Annotated in this window: 22 protein-coding genes; 7 read left to right on the forward strand and 15 right to left on the reverse strand. The window is 64.5% G+C overall.

Annotated elements, in window-relative coordinates; translation table 11 throughout:
- Positions 1-139: 139 nt before the first annotated feature.
- The 3 genes from KEM60_RS01400 to KEM60_RS01410 form a co-directional block, all read right to left on the reverse strand.
- Positions 140-583 (reverse strand): carboxymuconolactone decarboxylase family protein, encoded by a 444-nt coding sequence (locus tag KEM60_RS01400; RefSeq protein ID WP_219105702.1) that lies wholly within the window; start codon positions 581-583, stop codon positions 140-142.
- Between the two features lie 291 nt (positions 584-874).
- Complete coding sequence (locus KEM60_RS01405) at positions 875-1,435, reverse strand: hypothetical protein (RefSeq protein ID WP_219105703.1); 561 nt, start codon at positions 1,433-1,435, stop codon at positions 875-877.
- Positions 1,436-1,807: 372 nt separating this feature from the next.
- A complete protein-coding gene (locus tag KEM60_RS01410) occupies positions 1,808-2,206 on the reverse strand; it encodes a hypothetical protein (RefSeq protein WP_219105704.1) in 399 nt (132 codons plus the stop codon).
- Between the two features lie 368 nt (positions 2,207-2,574).
- Here KEM60_RS01410 and KEM60_RS01415 point away from each other — a divergent pair, with 368 nt between their 5' ends.
- Both KEM60_RS01415 and KEM60_RS01420 read left to right on the forward strand, forming a co-directional pair.
- Complete coding sequence (locus tag KEM60_RS01415; protein ID WP_219105705.1) at positions 2,575-2,994, forward strand: hypothetical protein; 420 nt, start codon at positions 2,575-2,577, stop codon at positions 2,992-2,994.
- Positions 2,991-3,419: a cytotoxic translational repressor of toxin-antitoxin stability system gene (locus KEM60_RS01420; RefSeq protein WP_219105706.1), complete on the forward strand. Its 429-nt coding sequence runs from the start codon at positions 2,991-2,993 to the stop codon at positions 3,417-3,419. Before KEM60_RS01415 ends, KEM60_RS01420 begins: the two co-directional genes overlap by 4 nt.
- A 255-nt stretch (positions 3,420-3,674) precedes the next feature.
- Here KEM60_RS01420 and KEM60_RS01425 read toward each other — a convergent pair whose 3' ends face one another.
- The gene (locus KEM60_RS01425) at positions 3,675-3,965 is read right to left on the reverse strand and encodes a hypothetical protein (protein ID WP_219105707.1); all 291 of its coding nucleotides are present in this window, start codon (positions 3,963-3,965) and stop codon (positions 3,675-3,677) included.
- An 86-nt stretch (positions 3,966-4,051) separates the two neighbouring features.
- Positions 4,052-4,174, reverse strand: coding sequence for a hypothetical protein (locus tag KEM60_RS16355; RefSeq protein WP_255574113.1), 123 nt, complete (start codon positions 4,172-4,174; stop codon positions 4,052-4,054).
- Positions 4,175-4,687: 513 nt separating this feature from the next.
- Here KEM60_RS16355 and KEM60_RS01430 point away from each other — a divergent pair.
- Both KEM60_RS01430 and KEM60_RS01435 read left to right on the forward strand, forming a co-directional pair.
- Positions 4,688-4,873: a hypothetical protein gene (locus KEM60_RS01430; RefSeq protein ID WP_219105708.1), complete on the forward strand. Its 186-nt coding sequence runs from the start codon at positions 4,688-4,690 to the stop codon at positions 4,871-4,873.
- Entirely contained in the window at positions 4,870-5,592 is a 723-nt protein-coding gene (locus KEM60_RS01435; RefSeq protein ID WP_219105709.1) for a hypothetical protein, read from the forward strand. Before KEM60_RS01430 ends, KEM60_RS01435 begins: the two co-directional genes overlap by 4 nt.
- A gap of 164 nt (positions 5,593-5,756) precedes the next feature.
- Here KEM60_RS01435 and dnaB read toward each other — a convergent pair whose 3' ends face one another.
- Positions 5,757-8,099 (reverse strand): replicative DNA helicase, encoded by a 2,343-nt coding sequence (dnaB, locus tag KEM60_RS01440; protein ID WP_219105710.1) that lies wholly within the window; start codon positions 8,097-8,099, stop codon positions 5,757-5,759.
- A gap of 768 nt (positions 8,100-8,867) precedes the next feature.
- Here dnaB and KEM60_RS01445 point away from each other — a divergent pair.
- Together KEM60_RS01445 and KEM60_RS01450 are read left to right on the forward strand one after the other, a co-directional pair.
- Positions 8,868-10,226, forward strand: coding sequence for an MATE family efflux transporter (locus KEM60_RS01445; RefSeq protein ID WP_255574115.1), 1,359 nt, complete (start codon positions 8,868-8,870; stop codon positions 10,224-10,226).
- A 95-nt stretch (positions 10,227-10,321) separates the two neighbouring features.
- Positions 10,322-11,074 carry a GntR family transcriptional regulator gene (locus tag KEM60_RS01450; RefSeq protein WP_219105711.1) on the forward strand — a complete coding sequence of 251 codons (753 nt, stop codon included), beginning with the start codon at positions 10,322-10,324 and terminating at the stop codon, positions 11,072-11,074.
- Positions 11,075-11,104: 30 nt separating this feature from the next.
- Here KEM60_RS01450 and galE read toward each other — a convergent pair whose 3' ends face one another.
- From galE to rfbA, 3 genes are read right to left on the reverse strand one after another with little or no spacing between them, the layout of a single operon-like run.
- Entirely contained in the window at positions 11,105-12,121 is a 1,017-nt protein-coding gene (galE, locus tag KEM60_RS01455) for a UDP-glucose 4-epimerase GalE (RefSeq protein WP_219105712.1), read from the reverse strand.
- Positions 12,122-12,170: 49 nt separating this feature from the next.
- On the reverse strand, positions 12,171-13,907 hold the full coding sequence (locus tag KEM60_RS01460) for a polysaccharide deacetylase family protein (protein ID WP_219105713.1): 1,737 nt from the start codon (positions 13,905-13,907) through the stop codon (positions 12,171-12,173).
- A complete protein-coding gene (gene rfbA / locus KEM60_RS01465) occupies positions 13,904-14,797 on the reverse strand; it encodes a glucose-1-phosphate thymidylyltransferase RfbA (protein WP_219105714.1) in 894 nt (297 codons plus the stop codon). Before rfbA ends, KEM60_RS01460 begins: the two co-directional genes overlap by 4 nt.
- 277 nt (positions 14,798-15,074) lie before the next feature.
- Here rfbA and KEM60_RS01470 point away from each other — a divergent pair, with 277 nt between their 5' ends.
- Positions 15,075-16,571 carry a lipopolysaccharide biosynthesis protein gene (locus KEM60_RS01470; RefSeq protein WP_219105715.1) on the forward strand — a complete coding sequence of 499 codons (1,497 nt, stop codon included), beginning with the start codon at positions 15,075-15,077 and terminating at the stop codon, positions 16,569-16,571.
- Here the strand turns inward: KEM60_RS01470 and KEM60_RS01475 are convergent.
- The 6 genes from KEM60_RS01475 to KEM60_RS01495 are packed head-to-tail and all read right to left on the reverse strand — an operon-like array spanning position 16,564 to position 24,021.
- Positions 16,564-18,048 carry a glycerophosphodiester phosphodiesterase family protein gene (locus tag KEM60_RS01475; RefSeq protein WP_255574147.1) on the reverse strand — a complete coding sequence of 495 codons (1,485 nt, stop codon included), beginning with the start codon at positions 18,046-18,048 and terminating at the stop codon, positions 16,564-16,566. The two genes, KEM60_RS01470 and KEM60_RS01475, sit on opposite strands and share 8 nt — an antisense overlap.
- Positions 17,936-18,874 (reverse strand): YveK family protein, encoded by a 939-nt coding sequence (locus KEM60_RS16360; protein WP_255574116.1) that lies wholly within the window; start codon positions 18,872-18,874, stop codon positions 17,936-17,938. The genes KEM60_RS01475 and KEM60_RS16360 overlap by 113 nt, the downstream gene beginning before the upstream one ends.
- Positions 18,871-20,919, reverse strand: coding sequence for a glycosyltransferase (locus KEM60_RS01480; RefSeq protein WP_219105717.1), 2,049 nt, complete (start codon positions 20,917-20,919; stop codon positions 18,871-18,873). Before KEM60_RS01480 ends, KEM60_RS16360 begins: the two co-directional genes overlap by 4 nt.
- A complete protein-coding gene (locus KEM60_RS01485) occupies positions 20,916-22,091 on the reverse strand; it encodes a glycosyltransferase family 4 protein (protein WP_219105718.1) in 1,176 nt (391 codons plus the stop codon). The genes KEM60_RS01480 and KEM60_RS01485 overlap by 4 nt, the downstream gene beginning before the upstream one ends.
- A complete protein-coding gene (locus tag KEM60_RS01490) occupies positions 22,091-22,834 on the reverse strand; it encodes a CDP-alcohol phosphatidyltransferase family protein (RefSeq protein WP_219105719.1) in 744 nt (247 codons plus the stop codon). Before KEM60_RS01490 ends, KEM60_RS01485 begins: the two co-directional genes overlap by 1 nt.
- Entirely contained in the window at positions 22,831-24,021 is a 1,191-nt protein-coding gene (locus KEM60_RS01495; protein ID WP_219105720.1) for a DUF1972 domain-containing protein, read from the reverse strand. Before KEM60_RS01495 ends, KEM60_RS01490 begins: the two co-directional genes overlap by 4 nt.
- Positions 24,022-24,215: the final 194 nt, after the last annotated feature.

Consider the following 24,215-nt stretch of genomic DNA (forward strand, 5'->3'; position numbering starts at 1 on the left):
ATGACATTACAACGAGATGGTCTGGCCGCAAAGACTGATCCGGCGGTCAATAAATAGAGCCGTGGTCCTGATGCCGCGCAGCTGAGCGGCATCCCGTTTGACATGTCAATCCGAGGCAGTGGTGACTATTATTAACTCCTTAAGACTCAGCTGCTTTATCGCGGGCCTCGAAGACATCGCGAGCAGCAAAGGTGGCGTTGAGAGCTCGAGGAAAGCCCGCGTAGACGGCAGCGTGCAACAGGACTTCAGTGATTTCATCGCGGGTGATGCCGACGTTAAGGGCTGCGCCGATGTGGACCTTGAGTTGGGGCTCGCAGCCGCCAAGGGCGGTGAGCACCCCGAGAGTCACCAGCTGGCGGCTGCGAGCATCGAGGCCGGGGCGGTCGTAAATGTCACCAAAGGCAAACGCAGCGATGTGATGCCCGAGTGCAGGGTTGATATCGGCTAGGGAGTCGATGACGGCTTCACCGTGATGTCCGTCGATGCGGGAGAGGACATTTTGGCCATGCCGGCGACGTGCGACGTTCTCGGGGGAGCTGATGTCATAGTGAGCAGACGGGTGCTGATCTTCATGAGTGGCCATGGTTGAGGTCCTTGATGGTCAGTGGTGATCTTGTCTTCCGTGACAGCAAGGGCGAGCTGAAGTTGGTAGCGGATCGGGTCAGGACTGACGACCGCGTACTCAGTCACGAGCGTGGCGGTGATGTGAAATTCACAGTAGCGGGGTCGCGGTGATCCTGAGTGGATCTGCGACGGCGCCCCCATTGCCTGGTCGCACCTATGATTTTCAATGCCGCCATCCGCGATAAGCGCAGCGGCGAGATCTCGTGATCTGACTCGAGATGAGCGGAATCGGAGCGTCGCCTTTCGAGAATCAAATGGCCAGGATGTTGAGGACCTCCATGGCGGATTGTTTACTCATATTTGCTGGCTTAAAGAATCCATACGAGAAGGCATCAGTGGAACTCGCCACCAGCGATGCCTTAGAAGGACCCTCGATGACAGAGGCTAGGATTTCTCCGGAATAGGTGCGGACAACCGGTTCACCTGGGAAGCAGTCCTTTCTTCCAGCTGGGGATTCCAAGGAATCGCCCTGCTTCGCATAATCCAGTCGGACATCAGTCAAAGCCGAATCGGGAAACATACCCAGAAGAACCCCCAGGATCATCTCCGCACTCAAAAACCGTGCAACATGCTCGGGCCCGCGAATGCCTCGCTTTAATGCACTGGCTAGCTGAGGCCGCAGAGGGGATGACCGTGAGAACCCGCCAAAAAACTCATCATACGATTGAAGATTCTTTTCACGGTCGAGCAAGGAAGAACTCCAACCGCGATCAATCAAGAGACTGATGTCTTCTGAGAAAGGGTGCGGCTTTGGCTTAAAGATGAAGAGGTCACACTCGGGGATTGTGTGTGTACTAAAATTCGCAGCCACGACAACTCCTAACTGATCTGTGGAAATAATCTTGCTGCAGGTCGAGCAGTCAGCCCTGCCACCTGATCCTAGCTATTCATGGGGAATATAGCCAGTAGTTTTCTCAAGCAGTTGATAACCTGAAGAGAGCATGCAGGAGATAGGTGCATCTGGCGTTCAAAAAACATGCTTATTTTCATAGTAGCTGAACTACAATCCACCGACTTCCTGATATCAAAAAAAATGATACCCCGATCATCTTCAATGAGTTCGCGGCATACTGAAAGCCAAAGAAAGTGGAACCCATCTTGAGGGCAAGTCACCATCACCCGATCCCGCCAGCTGGCCGTGCCGAAGGGCTAGCAGATCCACACCGCCCGACACGTCGGTGGCCTACCGCCGCAACATCTGCTCGGGCGGGGCGATCGTTGCCCCCCCCGAACTCATCGACCCCGATCTCCAGAAGCACTGAGACCCCAGCTTCCCGCTCTGTCGGGATAGTTCCTTAAGGCGTTCCAGGAGAAGATCGGTTGGCCTCATCGCGTCTCCTTCTTTACGTCCCGGCGGGACGTGGGCATCCTCACCAACGGCACTCAATGGCAACTGCACCACCTCGTTGTAGGCGACTTCACCGATCTTCACCGTGGGCTGCAGGTTGATCCACACGACGAGTGCGGAGTCGACGCGGACTCCAGGTTCTGCGCTGCCACGGGGCAGGCCCCCTTCAAGGGGAACGCCTTTGATCTTGCGTCGGTAGTGCTGGACGCTCCAGTGGTGGAGAGGTCTCCACATAGCAACTAGCGAGCTAGCTGGTCACCTGGATGACCAGCTCAGCGTGGGTATGCGGACCTGACGCGATACCAGGCCCTCGTCACTCACTCGCGGGGCGGCTGCAGGCGTACGTCGCCACTGCCGAGGCCCGCCGTGAGGCGGCGGCGACAGCGGCGGCGCGGGTGGCCCGCCCCGTGACCCAAGGGTCGTAAGGATGCGCGCTTGACCCGGGCGCGGCCCACTACGCCAAGCACCCCGATCTGTATGGGCGCTTCCTCACGGTGCCAGACCCAGTCCATGCCCCGCTTAGACAGGTTCCTTCACAGCCGATAGACGTACGCGAGGTACGTGACGTACTCTGGCACTTAAGACCCTGCCCAGGAGGCACCATGACCGCCGGCGCTGCCCGTCCGGCCGTGCTCACTTACACCGAAGCCCGGTCGTCGTTCCGAGCCACCATCGACGCAGCCGCCAACGGCGGACTGCCCGTCATCGCCCGCGGTACGGACCGGGTGGCCATGGCCGATGCCGAAAAGCTGCGGCGTACCTTGTCTGCGCTGATCACCGACAGGCCGCGGGTCTACACCGAAGAGGGCCTCTACACGTTGATCATGGAAGGCGCGGGGATCGGCACTGAGTCGGCTGACTTCGAGGCCGCGATCGTCGATCTGGTGGTGGCCCTGCGCGAGTACGCCGAGGACTACCCGCGGCTGCTGAACGCCCCCAACCACCAGGAAAACTGGAGCCTGGTGCAGCTGGTCAACCTGAGCACCGACGAGCAGCTGCGAGAGTGGATGCTGGGCCAGTGAGCAGCCGGGGAAGCCCCAAGGACCATCTGCAGTTCTGCCAGCGCGAGGGGTGGACCTCGGTCCGAGGCGCCACCGGCAAGCTGGTCAGCCACCACCCGACGTTCGAACTGGTGCTCCCTGACGGGCGGATCCTGCGCACACGCATCTCCCACCCCGCCGACGCACCCGAACAGTACAGCGCACACCTGTGGACCGTCATCCTCAAAGACCAGCTGGACGTGACCGAGGACGAGTTCTGGGACTGCGTGCGCGACAAGAAGCTGCCTGATCGGGGCCGTGTGGCGCCACCGGCCCGGCCTGCTCTGTCTTTGGGGATGGTGAGTCAGCTCCTGGATAACGGGGCCACCCGCGAACAGATCGCCGGGATGGACCAGCAGTCAGCACAGGCCTACCTCGCAGAAGTGTGGTCCCAACCCCGCCAGTGACTCCCTCGCCGCCGCGCCCCCAGAACTGTCCGCGACGAGGCGACATGAGACTGCCCCGACCACACGCCCTTGACGCAGTTGGTCTTGGCAACCGCCTGCATCAAGGAGGCCCGCCGTGGTGGCCGCTATGCAACATACGTGGCCGTTTGGGCAAAGTAGGCGGCTGTCGAGACGCTGCCCTACCTTGCCCAACCCTACGCGGCATACCTTGCAGATATCGCGGCGCGACGAAGCGGCCGCGCAACATGCCTCGTCTCAGCCAGTGGATGCGGGCAGCGAGGCGTGGTTGCGATCCACCATGTTGAGCACTCGCGCGCGAAGGACCACGTAGGGCTCGGCGAAGTGACGCGGTGCTCCTGCGGGGCGCTCGACGACCTCGCACCCGACGACCGTTTCTTCCTCAGCGAATTGCTCGGCAGTAAGGTCTACCACCGTGCCGTCGGGGAGACGGTTCCAGTAGTGGTATCCGATCTTCTGCCCATCGACGAAGACCTCGCCCAAGAGCAGGTCACCGCCGAGGAGATCCTGAATCACGAGCGCGCTCATGCCGCACTGCTCGCGAGATGGGTTCTCGTCGCTCCACTGCTCACGAGCGTAGGGGTAGCACGTGTCAGGGCCCCATGCGCTGCGTATCACGGGCGCGAGACGGTCAATGTCGAGGGCCATCCCAGCACCCTCTCATGGACCAGATCGGTGGCGCCGCGCAGCGCAGCTTCTCGGACGACGCGCTGCGACCCGGACACAGGCCCTGACATCGACATGACCTGCGACCACCACCGTTCGACCACGACCAGGCGGACGCGCGCAGGGCGGCCGTGTGCAGGGCGGCCGTGTGCTAGCGGCCCGTGTACCTGGCGACGTGGCTCCCGTTGCAGCAGCGGCCTTTCCTCGATACTGGCTTCGGCGAAGTCGGCCAGGATCCGGGACAGATCAAGGAGATGCGCGCCGAGCTCAAGGGGCTGGGCCTTCCCCGGCTCGGTGTCTCCGTACCCAAAAGGTCCCCCATTTCGAAGAAGCGGAAGCAGTCCGAGGCTTCTCTCCAGAGGTGACGCACAGGCATCACCTTTGTCCGCTCAGGAGTGCTACGGAAGGCACCCAAGATGCCAGGTGGCCAGGGTCCGCGAACTGAAGGCCCAGACCCCCATGTGCCCTTCGCGGTTCGTCGCTCTGCCGTCGACAGGGAGATGCGCTGACCGCGCCTAGCCATGTTGTCAGTGCCAGCGCCTACTGTCTGTCATAGTTGAAAGCCACGCTCTGGAGGTGCACTGATGGGGTCTTCTACGACTGAATACATGACGCCGTCCGAGCTCGCCGAAGAGCTTCTTCGCCTCGAAGCCAAGCTCGGCATGACCGTCGACCTGGCTGAGCACCTCGCTGCTGCGAACGCGCTTGACGCCGACCTGTACCAGGTGCTTCGCCGCATCCGGGACCTCAAGTGGCTCCAGACCGCGTGAGTACGCTCGAGGAGGAATCCGAGGCGTTCGCTCGTCGCATCTCCGATGCTGTGTCATCCTTCATCGGCCATACGGTGCCATTCAAGGCGACGAGCAGTGGTTCACGTTTCGTGGTGTCCGATGACACGAACGGCATTACGATCCCAGTCGGCGAAGAGGGCACTCTGGCGTTAGAGGTGAACTACCGCTGTGAACTCGACGGTTCCGGTCGATACCTCAAGGTGTTGAACTCCAAAGTCGCCGTCTATGCCGGGAGCCGCCCGAAGGGCGACCCTCTCTTCAGATACGAGTATGTCCACAATCGAGGCGAGGGGCTTCCAGCCGGGCATCTGCATGTCCACGCTCATCGTGATCAGTTCACCCGCGTCATGACACTCGCCGCAATCTCAGGTGTGTCTCGCCGCCAGTCCGCCCCTAACTCCGAGCTTGAGGCAGCACGGATGTCACGGATTCACTTTCCCACGGGTGGCCACCGGTCCCGGCCCACGCTCGAGGACGTGATCCAGATGATCGAGGAGGAGTCCGGTGCCAAGCCGGGTCCGACCTGGCCCGAAGTTCTCCGCAGCAACCGTGTTCAGTGGCGGCGACACCAGACCGGCGCCGCCGTCCGTGACTGCCCGAGCGAGGCAGTGCGGGTGCTCAAAGAACTTGGTTACGTCGTAGCTCTGCCAGCTGCGGGTCCAGCGCCGGACCGGGTGGAGCGACTCGCGGAGTTCTGAAAACTTGGGATACCAACCCCATAACTGAAGGCACTCAACACGCCCGAGATGCATAACGTCAGCTAATTCTTAGAATCGGCCCCCAGTCTTACACGATTGAGCGCACCTCGACACCGATCCCCCCTCAGCGACCAGGGGCACAGCAGCCATCTCGACAACAAATATCAGTAGTTCGTCGCCATGTTGGTGAATCGGCTGTAATGGCCCTGGAAAGCAACAGTGATCGTCTTGGTCGGGCCGTTACGGTGCTTAGCGACAATGATGTCGGCTTCACCTTCGCGGGGGGAATCTTGCTCATACATGGATTCGCGGTGCAGCAGCATCACCATGTCGGCGTCTTGTTCGATGGAGTTGTGGACGGCGATGCCGTCGGCGACGAAGTTGTGACTGCCGAGGACGGTTGCGTCGTAGACCTGTTCGACACCGTCGAGGTCGATGCTGGTGATGGTGTCCCAGTGGACGTCGTTGATGGCAGTCAGGTCCATTCCGGCGTGGTCGAGGGTGGCGGCGACGTCGGGGAGGGCGCCGGTGTCGGGGCTGGCATGCAGGGTGGTGGCGATGGCCTGCCAGGTGGTGCCGACGGTGACGGGGCTGGTGGGGACGGCGGTGGCGGCGCGCACGATCCCGAGGAGTCGTACGGCGTCGACGACGGATTCTCCGTCGATGCCGATTTCTTGGAGGAAACGGCGTTGGCAGTCGAGGTCGACGATGTCGAGCATCCAGCCGGTGTGGTCGTGCACGATGTGCCCGGTGATCCCGAAGCGCCACAGCAGGGGGCTGATGCGGTCGAGGAGGTCGCGGTGGTCCGCGAAGCAGAAGATGTGCCCGCCGGGGTGGTCGGTGGCGAGCATGACGCCACCGACTTCGGTGAACACGGCCCGTAGGAATAGCGCGATGTGCCGTTTGGGCAGGCTGGATATCGCGCTGGGAAGCCTCAGGTCAGCCATGCGGCAGCTGAGCCGCGCGGCGGTGACGACGTCTTCGTCGCTCCAGCTGGTGTCTTCTTCGGCGGGTGCGGGGACGTGGCGGGGCACGGCGAGGCGTTCGCCGCGGCGTAGGTCGCTGAGGGCACGCCAACCGTCGTAGGTGAGGAAGGGGTGGTTGGCGGTGGCGCGGATGGTGCGGCCGTCAGCGGTGGTGAGCCGAAAGACCGGCCGGGTCCCGGTGGGGAACGCGTGGGTCATGAGTCGGGGCACGTACCGCAATGATTCGTCGAGGGCCCAGACGGGGATGTCGGTGGCGCCGGTCGCGGCGAGCGCGCCGATGGTGGTGGGGGCTCCGGTGTCGGCGCGCAGGATGGTGGTGTCTGCGGTGAGGCATCCGGATTCACGCAGGTCGCTGACTTGTGGTTTTTTGTCGGTGCGTTGTTCGGGGCCACGGTTGAGCTGGGAGAGTGCGATGACGGGCACGTCGAGCTCTTTGGCGAGGAGTTTGAGGGCGCGGGAGAATTCGGAGACTTCCTGTTGGCGGCTTTCTACGCGTTTGCCGGAGCTCATGAGCTGCAGGTAGTCGATGATGACGAGTTTGAGGTTGTTGCGTTGTTTGAGACGGCGGCATTTAGCTCTGATTTCCATCAGCGACATGTTGGGTGAGTCGTCGATGAAGAGTGGCGCCGTATCAAAGTCTGATGCTAGTCGGGCGAGTTTTTCCCAGTCGCGGTCTTCGAGTTTGCCGCGCCGGATTTTTGACAGGTTGATGCCTGCTTCTGCGGAGATGAGGCGCATCGTGATTTCTGATTTGCTCATTTCCAGGGAGAAGATGACGGTGGCTTGTTGGTTTTTGATCGCTGCGGCTCGTGCGAAGTCCAGGGCGAGGGTGGATTTGCCGACGGCTGGTCGTGCCGCGATGACGATCATTTGTCCGCCGTGCAGGCCGTTGGTGAGTTCGTCGAGTTCGGTGAATCCGGTGGGGACGCCGGACATTTCGCCGCTGGCGCCGCCGGCGGCTTCGATTTCGTCGTAGGTGGGTTCGAGGAGGTCGCGCAGCAGGTGGTAGTCCTCGCCGCCGCGTTTGTCGGCGACGGCGTAGACCTCGGCTTGGGCGGCATTGACGATTTCTTCGACGTCGCCGCCGCCTTGACCGAATCCCATTTGGACGATGCGGGTGCCGGCGTCGACGAGGCGGCGCAGGGTGGCTCGTTCGGCGACGATGTGGGCGTAGTAGCCGGCGTTGGCGGCGGTCGGCACTGAGGAGATGAGGTCGTGCAGGTAGGCCTGTCCGCCGATTTTGGTGAGGTCACCGCGTTTGGTGAGTTCGTCGGCGACGGTGATGGCGTCTGCTGGTTCGCCGCGGCCGTAGAGGTCGAGGATCGCGTCGTAGATCAGTTCGTGGGCGGGGCGGTAGAAGTCGGTGCCGCGTAGCGCTTCGACGCAGTCGGCGATGGCGTCTTTGGAGAGCAGCATTCCGCCGAGGACGGATCGTTCGGCGGTGACATCTTGGGGGGGCATCCGGTCGTTGGGGCCGGAGGGGGATGCGGCGTATTGCTCTTCGAGTTCCGAGATGGACATGCGCTACCCGACCCTCCTTCTCCAAGCCGTGCGTCGTCATGACGATCAGGTCTGTGCGGCTCCCCGTTGAGCAGTCTGCCGCTGCGCTCTGACAACGCGTCGACCTGCACAGGAGACCTGGGCGACCGGCGCGATGGGACGTTGTCATCTTGATCGGCAGGAACCGCGCCCGGACAAGGTCGAGCGCCCAACAAGACGTTTGTGCGAGTGCGGCGTGCACACGTTACGGCGTTGGAAGCGTCCGCTCAATCACAGCTGTGGATAACGCTGTGGACAACTTGTGGACAACTGCCTCTCATCGGTGGAGAACATCCACAGCCTGTGGATACAGCTGGGGATAAGCGGGGGATTTATTGCCGCTTCCCCCGCATTGACCGGCCCGAATACAACGCACAGCCTGTTGATTGTGGAGAAGTTGTCGCAGGGGCACCCTGCGAGACAGCATGTCTCACAGAGCGGATATCAGGCCCGCCACCATGCCCAGCCTGGCCCCCTCCCCCTCCGGTCGACGCCGTACGGCGATCACCGCACCCCTCTCACCAGCCCTGTGGAAACTCCTGTGGATAACTGCATGTTTATCCATGCCCCCTGACCTCCCCTCTTTACCACGACTTTGATAAAACCCGACTTCAGGAAGCTGCAACCCAGCATTCGGTCAATGCCACGTCAATTCCCCAGATCACCCGGTCCCCTGGGGACAAGGATGTGGAAAACTCGAGTGAGCAACCGGGACACACCACCACGACACGCCGTCGGTATCGTTCCTTCGTGACCGCCAACACCCCTGCCCCTCAATCAGCGCAGGGGTATACCCGTGACATCCTGCGGCTCGCTATCCCCGCCTATGTCACTCTCGTCGCAGAACCCCTCTTCCTTTTAGCCGACTCTGCCATCATCGGCCACCTTGGCACCTCCAGCCTCGCTGGTGTTGGCATCGCTGGCGCCATCTTGTCCACCGCCGCTGGCCTTTTTGTCTTCCTGGCGTACAGCACGACAGCTGTCGTCGCCCGCACTCTCGGCGCTGCAGGGACCCGCCACGCCTTGGGCGCCGGACTCGACGGGATCTGGCTGGCTGCCGCGCTCGGAATCCTCAGTTGCGCTGTCGTCGGTCTCGGCGCCGCACCTCTCGCTGCTGCTTTCGGACCGTCCCCTGAGGTCCTGAGCCACGCCATCACCTACCTGCGGATCAGCGCCCTCGGCCTGCCCGCGATGCTGCTGACCCTGGCTACCACCGGCATCCTGCGCGGACTTCAGGACACCCGCACCCCCTTGCTGGTCACCACCTTCGGCTTCACCGCCAACATCGCCCTCAACGTGTGGTTTGTCCTCGGCCTGCACCTCGGCGTCGCCGGATCAGCCTGGGGCACCGTCATCGCCCAAAACTCCATGGCGCTCGCACTGTTGGCGGTAGTAGCTCGCGCCGCGCATCACCACCGCGCCCCTCGACGTCCTCACCTGCGTGGCATCCTCACTGCCGCCGTCGACGGCGTACCGCTGCTGGTGCGCACTCTCGCGCTGCGCACCATCTTGTTGCTGACGACGTGGGCAGCTGCCGCGCTCGGCGATATCCCGTTGGCTGCTTATCAGGTGTCCGCGACGATCTGGACTTTCCTGACGTTCTCACTGGACGCCCTCGCCATCGCCGGTCAGTCCCTGACCGGGCATGCCTTGGGACGCGGCGACACCGCCGCTGCCCGCACCATGACCACCATGATGACTCGCTGGGGCACCTGGTGTGGCGTCGCCTTGGGCGTCCTACTGCTGCCCCTACACACTGTCCTGCCAGTGCTTTTCACCCCGGATCAGGGAGTGCGGGACGCTTTGGCGATGGCGCTTCTGGTCGTCGCCCTAGGCCAACCGATCTCCGGGTATGTTTTCGTCCTCGACGGGGTGCTCATCGGCGCCGGAGATGCCAGGTGGCTGGCACTCGCCCAGGTGTGGCTCCTGGTGGCTTATGCCCCGCTCGCGGTCGCCGTGCACGTCTGCGCGGACCAACTCACCTCAACCGGCCCTGGGATCGCCGTCATGGTCCTCTGGGGGGCTTTCCAGATCTTCATGGGGCTGCGCGCGGTGGCCTTGGGGCGGCGCGCCCGCACCGACTCGTGGATGACGGTCGGTGCCGCATGACCCCACCATCCCACCGTCATCCCCTTCGAGGAGCCGCCCTCCGAGGGGCCACGCCCCGCCGTGGCTCGCTGCGCCACCCTAGCTACCCTGGGAAGGTGACTGTCCCGCTGCCCGTGCACCTCGACCGCAGCAGCACCTCCCCGCTCTACCTGCAATTGGCTGATGCTCTCCTCGCTGGCATCGAGCACGGCCGCCTCCAACCAGGCGATCTCGTCGAGACAGAGTTGGACTTGGCGCACCGCCTCAAGTTGTCCCGGCCCACAGTGCGGCGCGCCATCGCAGTCCTCGTCGAGCGCGGACTGTTGGTCCGGCGACGCGGCGTGGGGACCGTCGTCGCCAGCGGCGGCGTCCAACAGCACGCCGAGCTCAACAGCTTGTACGACGATCTCGCCGCAGCGGATCGAGCCCCGCGCACCACAGTGCTGGATTTGCAGACCACCGCCGTACATCCTCGGGCGGCACGCACCTTGGGATTGCCAGAACGCACCCGGCTGATCCACTTGACTCGACTGCGGTACGTCGGTGAGTTGCCATTGGCGATCCTGGAAAACTGGCTGCCCCCAGACTCTCCCGCGTTGGCCGCGTTCACCACTGAACGCCTCGAGCGAGAAGGCCTCTATGCCATCCTGCGCAGCTGCGGCCTGAGCCCACGGACTGCGCAGCAGACCTTCGCCGCCCGCAATGCCACCGGCGCTGAGCGTCGACTACTCGGGCTGACCCGCGCCGATCCGTTGCTGACGATGTGGCGCAGCGCCTACGACCCGTCCGGGCAGATCATCGAGTGCGGCGACCACCGTTATCGCGGTGACCAATACACCATCTCAGTGACAGTCGCTCTCGACGATTAACCAGCCTCAGCAAGGTTGCGGCCTGCTGTTTCAGGCCTGATATCCGTGGGGGTTCGCCGACTGCCACGCCCATGCGGACGCGCAGATGTCGTCGATGCTGCGGGTGGCTTCCCACCGGAGGTCGCGGTGGGCCCGGGTCGGGTCAGCGTATGACGTGGCGATGTCACCGGGACGGCGCGGTGCCACGGCATAGGGCAGCTCTCGCCCGCATGCTTTCTCAAACGCTCGCAACAGTTGCCGCACTGACGTGCCTTGGCCGGTCCCGAGATTCCAGGTGTTCACGGCCTCGTCGCGATGGCCGAGCGCTTCGAGAGCGGCGACATGGCCCAAGGCCAGATCGTCGACGTGGATAAAGTCCCGCACCCCGGTGCCATCGACGGTGTCGTAGTCGTCGCCAAAGATGAGCAGCCGGTCGCGGCGGCCCACCGCAACCTGAGCGATGAACGGCAGCAGGTTGTTCGGGATACCGCTGGGGTCTTCACCGATGCGCCCAGAAGGGTGAGCACCGACCGGGTTGAAATAACGCAAAAGGGCGATGCGCCACTGGGGATCGCTGACGGCCAGGTCACGCATGATCTGTTCGATCATGACTTTGGTCCAGCCGTAGGGGTTGGTGGCGCTGGTGGGGAGGTCTTCGGTGAAGGGGGGCGTGGCGTCGGCGCCGTACACCGTCGCTGAGGAGGAAAACACCAGGCGGTGGACGTCGTGGGCGCTCATCGCTTCCAGCAGCGACAGGGTCGCTCCAATATTGTTGCGGTAGTAGCTGATCGGGTGAGCCACTGATTCACCGACCGCTTTGAACCCAGCAAAGTGGATCACCGCATCCACACGTTCAGTGGCAAGGAGATGGTCCGTGCGAGCGCGATCTTCGAGGGTGAATCGGTGCACTGGGATAGGTCGGTCGGCGAGTTCTTCGAGTCGGGGGATGACCGCTGGGGAGGCGTTGGAGAAGTCGTCGACGACGACGACGTCATGGCCGGCGGTGACGAGCTGGAGGACGGTGTGTGTACCGATATAGCCGCAGCCACCGGTGACCAGGACGCGCATGCCCAGAGTCTAGGAGGACGACCCCGCCCGGTGGCTTGAACGTCATTGCCTACCTGGCGGATCGGCGCCAGGGGAGGTCGCTGGCCACCGGTCGGACCAGGCGGTGCACAGGGTGTCCGTGGCGCAGCAGTTCCGAGACGGTCATCACGCGCAGACCTCGGTCTGTCCAGGCCGTGAGGATGTCGTCAAGCAGGGTGACTTTGTCGACATCGAGTGGGGTCAGGTCGGCGGGTTCGGTGGCTCCGTCGTCTCGCCCGGCGCGGCCGTCGTGGGCGAGGACGATGTCGCCAGGTCCAGCGAGGGCGGCTTTGTCGAGGCGTTGCTGATGGTCGGTGTTTTTCCAGTCCCAGATGGTCGCTGACCACAGCACAGGGGTCAGTGACAGGGAGCGGGCGAGGCGACGGATGCGCCATCCTTGGGCGCCGTAGGCAGGCCGGAACCAGGGCACAGCGTGTCCCGTCAGGTCGGTGAGGTCGGCGTGGGCGCGGCGCACGTCCGCAGTGACTTGGGCTGGGGAGAGGACGGTGAGGCGGCGGTGATGCAGTCCGTGCAGTCCGATCTCGTGGCCTTCGTCAAGGAGGCGTCGTATGACGTCAGGATGGGCTTGAGCGCGGCGGGTGAGGACGAAGAAGGTGGCGCTCGCGTGGTGGCGGGCGAGGACGTCGAGCAGGGCAGGGGTGACGTCTGGGTCGGGGCCGTCGTCGAAGGTCAGTGCGAGACCGGGTGTGTCGGTGCGCACTGACACGATCGATCCGAGCGCGCCAGCCAGGCCAGATGATGCCGGTCGTGTCGACGAGGCAGCGGTGTCGGGCCGGGCGCGAGCAGGGCGGAGGCGACGTCCGGGCTGGTCATCACGGGCATATTCGACGTACGTCATCCCGGCTGCGCCGACCACCATCCCGGCGCCGCGCACCAGCAGTCGCAGCCCGCGGGCTTGATGACGCAGGTTGCCGGTGAGCAGGCCAAGGCTGGCTCGTCCAGCGCCCAGAGGAATCCGGGCGAGGCCGCGAGCAGCCACGCTGGCCCGTTGCGGCAGCGCGCTGGTGGTGTCGGGGAATCCAGTGGCCATCAGGCCGCTGCTGACGGCGTGGCTGAAGGTCCGGGCGAGCACCCAACGGGGACGGGCCCGTTCGGTAGGGACCAGGTCTTCTACGACGGATTCGCGACAGCACACGACAGTGCCACCGAGGCGGGTCAACGCCTGGGTCAGGACGGTGTCTTCCCCGCCGGTCAGGCCGGTGCGCGGGTCGAATCGCAGCCCGTGCCGTCGCAGCGTGTGCAGGTCAAGGAGGAGATTCCCGGCAGGAGCGGTGGGTACGACGGTGCCGGTGGGTAGGTCGCGCCGGACAAAGAATCCCCCGGCGTCGATCCACGGGCTCGGCGGGCTCTGGTAGCGCGGAACAACTCGTCCGGCCACCGCGTCAGCTCCGGTCCGTCGCCAGGTGTCGACCAGCGGGGCAAGCCACCCGGGGTGGGGTTGTTCGTCATCGTCGATGAAGACGATGACGTCATCGGTGGGGCATTCGGCCACGGCACGGTTGCGGGCGGCAGCGATGCCCGGGTCGGGTTCGTGGACGTAGCGCACTGGCAGATGTGTGGCGGCGGTGTCGCGGACGACAGCTGCGGCGCTGCCTTCCGGGTCGTTGTCAACGACGAGGATCCGCACCATGGTGCTTTCCGGGAGGGGCCCGGTGCGTTCCGCTAGCAGGGGAAGCAGGTCGCGCAGCATGGCGGTACGTCGAAACGTCGGGACGGCGATGGTGACGGAGATGGACGCTCGATTCACGAGGCGTCTCCAGCGGGGTCGGCGTGGCCGTGCTCCAGCAGCGAGGTGAGATAGGCGCCGTACCCGGATTTGGCGAGTTGTGCTGCGCGTTGGGCGAGGTCGCTGTCGCTGAGGAAGGACATCCGCCACGCGGCTTCTTCGGGGCAGCCGACTTGCAGACCTTGGCGCGCTTGGATGGTGCGCACGAAGTTCCCGGCGTCGTTGAGGTCGGCGAAGGTGCCGGTGTCGAGCCAGGCGGTGCCGCGCAGCAGGATGTCGACATGCAGCCGACCGGCTTGCAAGTAGATGCGGTTGATATCGGTGATCTCGAGTTCGCCTCGGGGTGAAGGTTTCAGGTCACGGGCGATACTGACCACGTCGTTGTCGTAGAAATACAGGCCAGGGACGGCGTAGTGGCTGCGGGGGTGGCTGGGTTTCTCCTCAATGGAAATCGCCCGACCATCGGCGTCAAACTCGACGACGCCGTATGCCTCAGGGTTGGCGACCCAATACGCGAAGATCAATGCCCCATCGGAGCCGTCGATCCGGCCCAGCTGAGTGCCCAACCCTTGGCCATAGAAGATGTTGTCGCCCAATACCAGTGCGCAAGAATCATTTCCGATGAAATCAGCGCCGATGGTGAACGCCTGAGCCAAGCCCTTCGGCTCAGGCTGGCGGGCATAGGTCACGGTGATCCCAAACCGGGATCCATCCCCAAGCAGCCGCTCAAAACCCTCCGCATCATGGGGCGTGGTGATCACCAAGATGTCGCGGATCCCGGCCAGGATCAACGTCGACAACGGGTAGTAGATCATCGGTTTGTCATAGACCGGGAGCAGTTGTTTGCTCACACCCTGAGTGATCGGGTGGAGCCTGGTCCCAGATCCCCCCGCCAAAATTATCCCGCGCATGATATCGATTGTCCGGCATCGCCAGCGGCAATGGTGGTATCTGACACCAGATCTGCGCGCCGCCACTGGCCGCATGATCCATGACGGACGTCTGCGTTGATCTCAGCGAGATCTCCCCAGATCTCGATGTGCCAAAATGAATGCGCGGCAGAGGGGGCAAGAATGTTGCGGGGCAAAGCGATCCGAAACAACATCCTTCCGCCAGGAGCTGACCGAGACAAGCGCTGACGGAGCACACCATGACCAGCACACCCGGCAACCCGACTGAGCGACGACGGTGAGCGCGTCCCCACCCTCGAATCTGGGACGTCGAGCCGCCCGCGGAGCAGCAGTCAGCCTGACCGGGTCAGGGGCTCGCACCCTCATCCAAATCGGCGGAGTCATCATCCTGGCGCGGATGCTCACCCCCGGGGAGTACGGCCTCCTGGCCATGGTCTCAGTGATCATCGGGATCGCCGACATCTTCCGAAACTTCGGGTTGTACACCGTGGCGGTGCGGGCCTCATCGCTGTCAGTAGCGCAGCGCTCCAACCTGTTCTGGATGAACCTGGGGATCGGAGTCGCCCTGTGCGTGGGGATCTTCCTGGCCGCGCCCCTGATCGCGCTGATGTATCGCGAACCACTGCTGGTCCCCGTCGCCCGCGCACTAGCATTCACCTTCATCCTCAGCGGCGCATCGACGCAGTTCCGGGCATCCCTCGCACGCGACCTCGCGTTTGCGCAGCTGGCGATCGCTGACACCCTGGCCCCCGCGGTGGCGTTGGCTGTCGGGATTTACGGCGCCTGGCAAGGGTGGGGTTTCCACGCCTTAGTCGCCCAACAGCTGACCCTCTACGCCACCATGCTGGCCTTGCTGATGCTGCTCGCCCGGTGGCGGCCACAACGCTACGACCGGTCCGTGCCGATGCGCCAGATGTGGTCCCTGGGCTGGGGATATGTCACCATCCAACTCATCAACTACGTCGGCAACAACGCCGACCAGTTCATCATCGGACTGCGTTACGGCAGCATCCCCACCGGCCTCTACAACCGGGCCTTCCAACTCTTGATGCAGCCGTACAACCAGGTCCGGGTGCCTGTCACCGACGTCGGCACCCCCATCCTGGCCAAAGTGCAAGACGACGACCGCGAGTTCCTGCGTGTTCTCAGCCGCGCCCAGATCACCCTCGGATACACCGTCGGATGGGCGTTAGCCCTGGTTGCAGCCGGATCTGCCCCGCTAGTCCACCTCTTCCTCGGAGACCGGTGGGAAGCGATCGTGCCACTGTTTGCACTGCTGGCCGTCGCAGCACTATGCCAACTCGTCGATTTCGTCGCAGGCTGGGCGTTCACTGTCCGAGCCATGATGACCACCTACCGCAGATACACCCTGGTGACCACCGTGATCCGGGTCGTCACCATCCTGGCAGGCAGCCACTTCGGAGTGCTCGGAGTCGCCGCCGGATACGCCGCCGTCCCCTTCGTGATGTGGCCGGTGACCTTCGTGGTGCTAGGTCGATTCGGCACACTGCCCACCCGGGAGCTCATCAGCAACGGCCTACGCATCGTCAGCGTCAACGCACTTGCTGGCGGCCTCGCCTTCGCCGTTGTCCTCGCCACCGCAGGACTGCCCGACATCCTCCGGCTACTCCTCGATGGCCTCACCGGAGCGGGCGTGGTCGCCCTCGTCGCGCTCGCCGTCCCCGCCGTACGGCGTGACCTGCAATCCTGTGTCGCTTTTGCCCGCCTACTCGGCCCCGACCGCGCCAGCCCACCCGCGCCTGACGTCAGCTGACCACCACATCCCGGATCGACACCCCCGGCGCCGTCGGAGTCCGCCCGAGATGAAAATAGCCACCCCGCCAACGCACATCATCGGCCTTCACCGTCGGCCCACCGACGTACCCCCAAGACACGGCCCCACGGTCCATCGTCACCACCATCCGCACCCACCGACCAGGAGCCAACGGCGCCGTGGCCTTCGCAGACGAGAGTTCTTCCTGTTCGCGACGCCCATCAAGATGAGCACCCAGAATCAGCTGCCCATCAGGACGCACCAACCCGTGATATCCATCCCCATGACCTGCGCCATATTCGGCGTACCGATCGTCGTCATGCCCAAATAAAATGACCGCCGCAGCATCCTTGTTATCCGGAGAGTGCGGAACCTCAAAACGCAGGTCAAACTCGATCCGCACCACCCCGGTGTCCTTGCGGACCGGACACAAACTGCCCGGCATGACACACCCCGCCTTGAGGCGCTCCCGCAACCGGATCACCCCCGGCTCAGGCCATTCCAGCCGTTCCGCTTCGTCGTACGGATCCTTCGTCAGATCGCCAGCGGCCAACCCACCCTGCACCCAACTGTCATGGGTGGCTGATGGCGCATGCGACGAGACATAGCCGACATGGGAGGAAATCATCCCCTGCACACCCAAACTCAACGCCCGATCCACTTCACTACGCCGATGCACCGGATGCACCCAGACCGTGCGGCCCGTCGCGACCGCCGCAGTGATCAATTCGTCAGGCAACGGGTCACCAGCGATGGTGCGAATCGGCAACACCAGCACGTCATGGTCGCCGCGCAACGCTTCGGCAGCCTTCTCTATGGCTTGGGGTGTGACCCCTTTCTCTGACCCAAAATAGGCAAACACCGGGAACCCAGCGGCGCTCGCCTGCGCCAACCTGGCTGAATCAGTCGGGACTTTGATGAAGACCTGATCGCGCAACCCACGTTGGTCGATCGTCGCTATCAGCTGGTCATACCCGCCATCATCCTTCGCTTCCAGACACAACACTGCCCTGCCAGCAACCACGTCCAACGCTTCCCCGAGCGTGGGGATGCCCGGAGCGCGAATCCCGGACCACCGAGTCCCCAACCGTGGCGCAGCGGACCGCACGGATCGCAATGCTGTCAGCGTCCGCCGCGACACCGGACCGGTGGCGTCGGTCGTGCGCTCCAACGTCAGGTCGTGGTGACAGACCAACGTGGCATCGGAGGTGAGGACCGTAGATATTTCCATGCAGGTCGCGCCAGCGTCGAGAGCATGACGGTATCCCTCGAGGGTGTGTTCCGGGGTGGTCGCCGCAGTCCCACGGTGAGCGATGAAGGTGGGAGTATGCGCGCGGCGACGCCAGGTCGCGACGGTGAGCCGTTCAGGGCTGGGCTGGACCGTCGGGCTGCTCTGGGCCTCGACGGGGCGGTCGCGCAGTGCCCAAGTGCCCGCCGCGCCCAGGAAAGCGCCCCCGAGGCCCCACCCCAGGACCATTCGGCGTGTGAGTCGTGCCATGTCGTTCCCCCTGATCATGCTCGCGTCCACCGGTGTCGCTGGTGGCGCGTCCCCCGTCGTACGTCGTGCGGCCGGCCGTGCCGGCATTCTGCGAACTGGTGCTTTGCTTCGTAGTGCTTTGCTTCGTGGTGACCTCGGTAGCGGTCTCCTTCGGTTTCTTGGTCGGTTGCTCTGCTTTCTTGCTGAACCATCGATGAGCAGATCGTTCGCGGGGTCGGCCGATCCAGACGGCCAACACCAAGCCGATGATGCCTCCTGCCAGGGCCCCCACCATTGTGTTCTGGCTGGTCTGGGGACTAACAGGCGCAGAAGGCGGTCCAGATCTGGCGACAGTGACGACCTGCACCATGGGCCGCGCATCAGTGTCGCGGGGTGCGAGTTGCCTCACCGCCGCGCCGAGTTCATCGGCGACAGCGTCGGCGATGTCAGAGGCCCGTTGCGGATCAGTATCGGTGGCCTTGATGGTGATCAAGACGGTTTCCTTGGTGGCTGACCCGGTGACCACGTCGGCGAGTTTTTTCCCGCCACCGTCGACGCCCAGTTTCTTCGCCACCGGTTCGAGCACAAACGGTGAGGTCACCAGGTCGGCGTAGGACGCAACCTGGGACTGAACGAAGGTGGCGCCCTGCGACAGGTCCGTGGCGCTCTTGCCCTTGGCGATGGAGACAAACACTCGCGCGGACGCGGCGTACGTCGGGGTGGTTCGGCTGGACAGGCCCAACATCGCGCCCGCCCCCACGAGGGCACAGATCAGCGCGACCCACCAGGCGCGACGGATCGCCGTCAACACTTCTACTGCTGTCATCGTTCCTCCATCCCTCGGCGCGAGGCCGTCACCGACCCCTGCGCAGCTCTTCCAGGATGCTGCTCCGGGTCGCTCAGATGGGGGGTACGGATGGGCGCGGTGGCGGCACGAGGCAATGCGAATGCCGCGCGGTAGGCCTGCAGGTGGGCGTGGGCGGTGGTGGACCAGTCGCGACCGTCGAGGCGCGGATGGGTGTCCTGGAGGGTGCAGTCGCGGAGAGCCCGTTCGATGTCGTCGCTGGTGAGGGTGCCGGTGAAGGTGTGGATCCAGCCGGGACCGACTTCAGCGGCGAGGTCGCGGTTGACGGCATTGTCCGGGATGAGCACGGGTCGGTCGAGGGAGAGCGCCATCAGCACGGTGCCGGAGTTATGCATGTCGGGAGCAGGTTGCACCAGCAGTGCTGCGCTGCGGACGGCATCGACGAGGTCAGCTTCGGGCAGGAAGGTCAAAGCAAGTTCGACGCGCGGGTCACGGGCGGCGAGTTCTTCCATGTCCTGGGCTAGTTCGGTGCTGGAAGGTTTGCCACCGATGAAGAGGGACCGGGCGGGCGAGTCGGTGGGGGTCTGGATGAAGGCCCGGATGAGGGTGTCGACCGCTTTGTAGCGTCGGATCAGCCCGAGGTAAGCGACGCGGCCGGGTTGCGGGGCGGCGTCAGGGTAGTGGGCGAACCAGTCGCGGTAGTGCCCGTGCGGGATGGTGCGGGTGGGTTCGGGCGCTGGAGTGTGCGGGTTGAGCACGATCCTCAAGTCGGTACGTCGTTCGAAGCGGCGCAGGAGGGCTCGTTCGCGCCAGCTGATCCCTTGGGGCAGGTCAATGTTGTGCACGGTGCGCACGATCGCGGTGCGTCGGGCGCGCATCCGGGTCAGCATTGCGGCGAACAAGGCTTGCCGGATGAGGGCTTTGAGCGGGGTATGGCCGGAGACGAGGATCTCAGGCCAGTGAGCGTGAAAGAGGTCGTAGTCGCCGGTGAGGGCACGTCGCCAGGTGAAGGTGTCGAGGTGGATCTGCGGGTGTGCCTCGAGGCATTCCTTGAGCATGACGATGTAGGGGTTGGTGGTGGGTCGGGGTTGGGGGAAGGACGCCAAGACTCGCAGGGGTCGGCTGGAGTTGCTGGGCGGAAGCGGGGTGCGCCTGGCCACGGCGATGCCGTCGTACGTGCCGCGCAGCGCGGCGCGAACTAGCTGCGGTGAGCGCAGGGCGGTACGTCGTCCGCTCCAGGAGAGGACCTGCCAGGCGGCGGCGGGTGCGGTGCGGATCCATCGACGGCGGGTAGACCGGTCGAGGTTGCGGGCGGCGAAGAGCAACCGGTTGCGCACGTTGTAGTAGGTGAAAGTCGGGGAATGTCCTTGCCGGTCGGCGTGGCGGTGGGTGCCACCTTCGTCGTGGACGGCGTGGGCATCTCGGATGAGGCGCAGGGTGCCGCCCACGCGGGTGGTCCGCCAGGACAGTTCGACGTCTTCCCAGTAGAGGAAGTAGTCGTCACCGAATCCGCCCACAGCGTCCCACAGGTGCGCGGTGAGCATCAGGCAGGCCCCCGTGAACCATTCAGCGACAGCATCGTCGGGCAGCTGCGGGTCCCGTCGTCGAGTGGCGCGGGTGGTGCCATCGGCGAGGTACAAGTCGTGCCCGTCAGACCACAGGGTGCCATCGGGTCGGGTAATGACCGGCGCGGCGAGGGTCATCGGGTCGGTGTCGACGGCGTCGAGAAGCGCACGCACCGAAGGGGCGTCGATGTGGGCATCCGGGTTGAGTAGCAGAAATCGGGTGGCTCCGGCAGCACGGGCGGCCTCGACACCGCGGTTGGTACCGAGGCCAAAACCCAGGTTGTCCTGTTGGGGCAGGAGCGTCCAGTGGTGTTCGCTGGCGAGCGCGGTGATCTGGGCGCGGGCGGTGGGGGTGCTCCAGTTGTCGACGACGATGATCTGCGCCTGGTTGAGGCGCGGGTCGGTGGCGCTGATGAGGTCGCGTTGGACAGCGGTGAGGTGGTCGCGCAGCAGGTCAGCGGAGTCGTAATTGACGACGATGACGGCGAGTCCGTCGGTCACGAGTCGGTCTCCTCGGCGGGGGAGGTCGGGCGGGCGGTGACGATGGTGGCGACGGTGTGGCGGTATCGCTGCGGGGCGAAGGCGTGGCGGGCGTGGGCGCAGGCGGCGTCGGTGGCGGCGGCGATGGTGGGCCAGCGGCTGATCAGGTCGTCAATGGCGCGGGCTAGGTCGTCGGGGTCACCGGCGGTAGCCAGGGCGGCGCTGTCAGCTCCGGCGACGGCTTCGACGAGTCCGCCGATTCGGCTAGCGACGACGGGGCGTCGGGCCAGGATGGCTTCGACGGCGGCGTTCCCAAAGGGTTCGGGCATGACGGAGGGTACGAGCGCGATGTCAGCGTGGGCGAGTTCGCTCCAGATGTCGTCGGTGAAGCCGCGCATGGTGAGGGTTCCGTCAGCGATGTCGGTGGCGGCGTCACGGCGGAGTTGGTCTTCGAACCATTCGTAGCCGGTGAAGACCGATCCGATGAGGGTGAGCCGGATGTCGTGGCCTTGGTCGCGCAGACGTCGTACGGCGGCTAAGGCGATGTCGGGGCCTTTGCGGGGGGAAAGCCGTCCGACGAAGACGACCCGGATGGGTCCGTCCAGGGTGGTGCGGGGCGGGGTTGGTTCGTGGGGTGGGCCGGCGACACCGTTGGGGACCACGGTGATCCGTGATGCGAGGGCAGGGAGGGTGTCGGTGAGAACTGTCCCGGCGAAGGCACTGTTGAGGATGAGCGAGTCGGCCAGCATCAGCGGGGAGGCCAATCCGAGGCGCACGGGGCGTGGAGCGTGGGGTTCGGCTTCGTGAACGTGGCAGACCACCCGGGTGCGATGCAGGCGGGCAGCGGCGATCCAGGTGGGGATGGTCAGGGTGCTGACGTAGACAGCGTCGGGTCGGTGACGTCGCAGCAGGTCTCGGGTGTGTCGCGCTGAGCGCACGGTGTCGGCGATGAGAGTGGCCAGGCCTGCGGGCTTCAGCGCGGATTTACGCAGGACGGGCAGGGGCGCGAAGTCGACGTCGGCTCCGGCGTCGGTGAGGTCAGCGCAGAGGGGGCCTGGTCCGGGGAGGACCGCGATGACATGACAACCCGCGGCGAGGAGCCCGCGCACGGATTCGACGAACATCCGGTCTGAGCCGTATCGCTCGGCACCGGGATGGACGGCGACGACGACGCGCTGGTTGGGGGTGCCCATCAGGACTGTCCTGGTAGGGCACACATGTCGCGATACCACTTGGGCAGGCCCAGCAGGACGTATCCGGTGGTGCCGAGCAGGAGGACGGCGTACGCACTGAGGAAGATCGGCGGTGCGCCCCACAGCAGGAAGGTCAGACACATCAGGCCGTAGTCGGTGGGTGCGACGAGCAAGGAGCGCAGCACTGAAGCGGGTGCACCTGAAGGTTTACGGGTGACTCCGTGTTGCCGTTTGAGCTGGTCACCGAGGATGAAAGCAAAGAAATACAGGTTGGCGACGAGGACATACCCGGCCGGAATCAGCAGCCAGCTGCGGTCGAGGTCGGTGTATCGGTAGAGGGAGATCAGCACGGTCAGGTGCAGCAGGCTGATCTTGATGCAGTCCACGACGTGGTCGAGCCATTCACCGGCGGGGGATCCGCCACCGGTGAGTCGGGCGAGTTGCCCGTCAGCGGAGTCCAAGGCATACCCCAGGACGAGCAGTGTCGCGGTGAGGATACCGGTCATCCAATCGGCGGGGCGCAGCGCGAGCGCGGCAATGCCACTCAGCGAAGTCAGCCCGGAGATCAGGGTGACCTGGTTGGGCGTGAGGTTCAGCCGATCAGCGATCGCGGCGAAGACGCGGCCCAGGGGCCGGTTGACAAACCTGGAGTACGCCGGGGCGCCTTGGGAGCTTTTCTGGAATCCGGCAAGAAGTCGCACCGTGTCGGGAATGGATCGGGACTGACGCTCGGGTGCGGTCACCGGTGGGTCTCCTGGGTGAGGCGGCTGTCTAGCAACGGCGTCGCCTCCACGGTGCGCGGGCGCGGGCGCCGATATCCACGAGATCCACGTTTACGCAGGTCGCCGTTGGCGAGGCGGGCACACAGGTGTTCATATTTCGCGGCGACATCGTCCCAGTCATATCGCTCAGCGCGCTCCCGGGAGCTCTCACCACGGGCGAGGGTCGCCGACAGGTCGGTTTCGGCGTCGGTCACCAGGGCGGCGATGTCGTCCGGTTGGGAGAAGTATCGGCCAGCGGCGCCGAGGACCTCCCGGTTGAAGGACACATCGAAGGCGTTGACGGCCGCACCAGCGCCGATGGCGCGCAGCAGCGAAGGGTTGGTGCCTCCCACGGAATGTCCGTGCCAGTAGATCAGGGAGTTCGCATAGAGCTGGTCGAGCAGTTCCTGATCCCACACTCCGCCGAGGAAGCGGACTCGCTCGTCGGCAAGCGCCCGAATCGAGGAGATGTATTCGTCGGCGTACGGCGCCGAACCCACCAGCACCAGTGGCGCGGTGGCATTGCTTCGGACATAGCCGTCGACGATGAGAGAGACGTGGTTTTCCGGTTCCATCCGAGCCACGACCAGGTGGTATCCGCGGGAAGTCAGGTCGAGTTCGGTGAGACCGGGGTGGTCAGCGCGCTCGACGTGCGGAGCGCCGTACGTGATGAGGTGGGTGGCGACCCCGAATTCGTCTTGGTAGTAATCCTGGATGCCGATCGCGTCGGCGATCAGCGCGTCAGACCAGCGCACCGCGAGGGATTCAGCCATCCGGTAGTAGCGCTGCCCGACTGGGCCCCATTTCGCGCGTTTCCATTCCAGGCCGTCGACGTGGGTGGCCACTGGGATACGCGACATGCTGAGTGGGGGGATGAGCGGGGAGTTCGCGGCGTTGAAGACAATCGCGGCGTCCGGGCGGGCTTTGCTGATGCCGTGGGCCACGGACAGGGCGGTATGGCTGAGGGTTTCCGCGACGCGGTGGTGCAAAGCAGGCAGCCATACGAGTGACATCCCGAGGTAGGTGTCAGGGCCTCGTTCGTCGGCGCGGCAATACACGATGACCTCATGCCCGGCGTCAGCGAGTCGACGACCCACTTCCTCCACGCAGGTCTCGAAACCTCCGTATCGAGCAGGTACCCCTCGTGTTCCGACCATGGCGATGCGCATTCCCGCAACTCCTCTCGCTAAGACCTGTCTCCCCCACATCGGCTCGGGTGTTGCCCTGCCATGGCATCGGCTGGTTGCACTGTGCGGTCTTCCCCTCGTCCCCCGTCGGACGGTTCAAGGTCGACGCACATGTGGATATGGCATGACGCACCGATATAGCGCGTCGTGCTACCGATGTGGTGGCGGCCCGTTGG

It is taken from the genome of Austwickia sp. TVS 96-490-7B (assembly GCF_019331795.1).
In the GTDB taxonomy this organism is placed as follows: Bacteria; Actinomycetota; Actinomycetes; order Actinomycetales; family Dermatophilaceae; genus Austwickia.

What these genes read in the sequence shown, in the direction of transcription:
- KEM60_RS01400 (WP_219105702.1), bottom strand. Translation starts at nt 583, where the DNA reads ATGGCCACTCATGAAGATCAGCACCCGTCTGCTCACTATGACATCAGC.
- KEM60_RS01410 (WP_219105704.1), bottom strand. Translation starts at nt 2,206, where the DNA reads ATGTGGAGACCTCTCCACCACTGGAGCGTCCAGCACTACCGACGCAAG.
- KEM60_RS01415 (WP_219105705.1), top strand. Translation starts at nt 2,575, where the DNA reads ATGACCGCCGGCGCTGCCCGTCCGGCCGTGCTCACTTACACCGAAGCC.
- KEM60_RS01425 (WP_219105707.1), bottom strand. Translation starts at nt 3,965, where the DNA reads ATGAGCGCGCTCGTGATTCAGGATCTCCTCGGCGGTGACCTGCTCTTG.
- KEM60_RS16355 (WP_255574113.1), bottom strand. Translation starts at nt 4,174, where the DNA reads ATGTCAGGGCCTGTGTCCGGGTCGCAGCGCGTCGTCCGAGAAGCTGCG.
- KEM60_RS01430 (WP_219105708.1), top strand. Translation starts at nt 4,688, where the DNA reads ATGGGGTCTTCTACGACTGAATACATGACGCCGTCCGAGCTCGCCGAA.
- dnaB (WP_219105710.1), bottom strand. Translation starts at nt 8,099, where the DNA reads ATGTCCATCTCGGAACTCGAAGAGCAATACGCCGCATCCCCCTCCGGC.
- galE (WP_219105712.1), bottom strand. Translation starts at nt 12,121, where the DNA reads ATGCGCGTCCTGGTCACCGGTGGCTGCGGCTATATCGGTACACACACC.
- rfbA (WP_219105714.1), bottom strand. Translation starts at nt 14,797, where the DNA reads ATGCGCGGGATAATTTTGGCGGGGGGATCTGGGACCAGGCTCCACCCG.
- KEM60_RS01475 (WP_255574147.1), bottom strand. Translation starts at nt 18,048, where the DNA reads ATGGTCCTGGGGTGGGGCCTCGGGGGCGCTTTCCTGGGCGCGGCGGGC.
- KEM60_RS16360 (WP_255574116.1), bottom strand. Translation starts at nt 18,874, where the DNA reads ATGACAGCAGTAGAAGTGTTGACGGCGATCCGTCGCGCCTGGTGGGTC.
- KEM60_RS01485 (WP_219105718.1), bottom strand. Translation starts at nt 22,091, where the DNA reads ATGGGCACCCCCAACCAGCGCGTCGTCGTCGCCGTCCATCCCGGTGCC.
- KEM60_RS01495 (WP_219105720.1), bottom strand. Translation starts at nt 24,021, where the DNA reads ATGCGCATCGCCATGGTCGGAACACGAGGGGTACCTGCTCGATACGGA.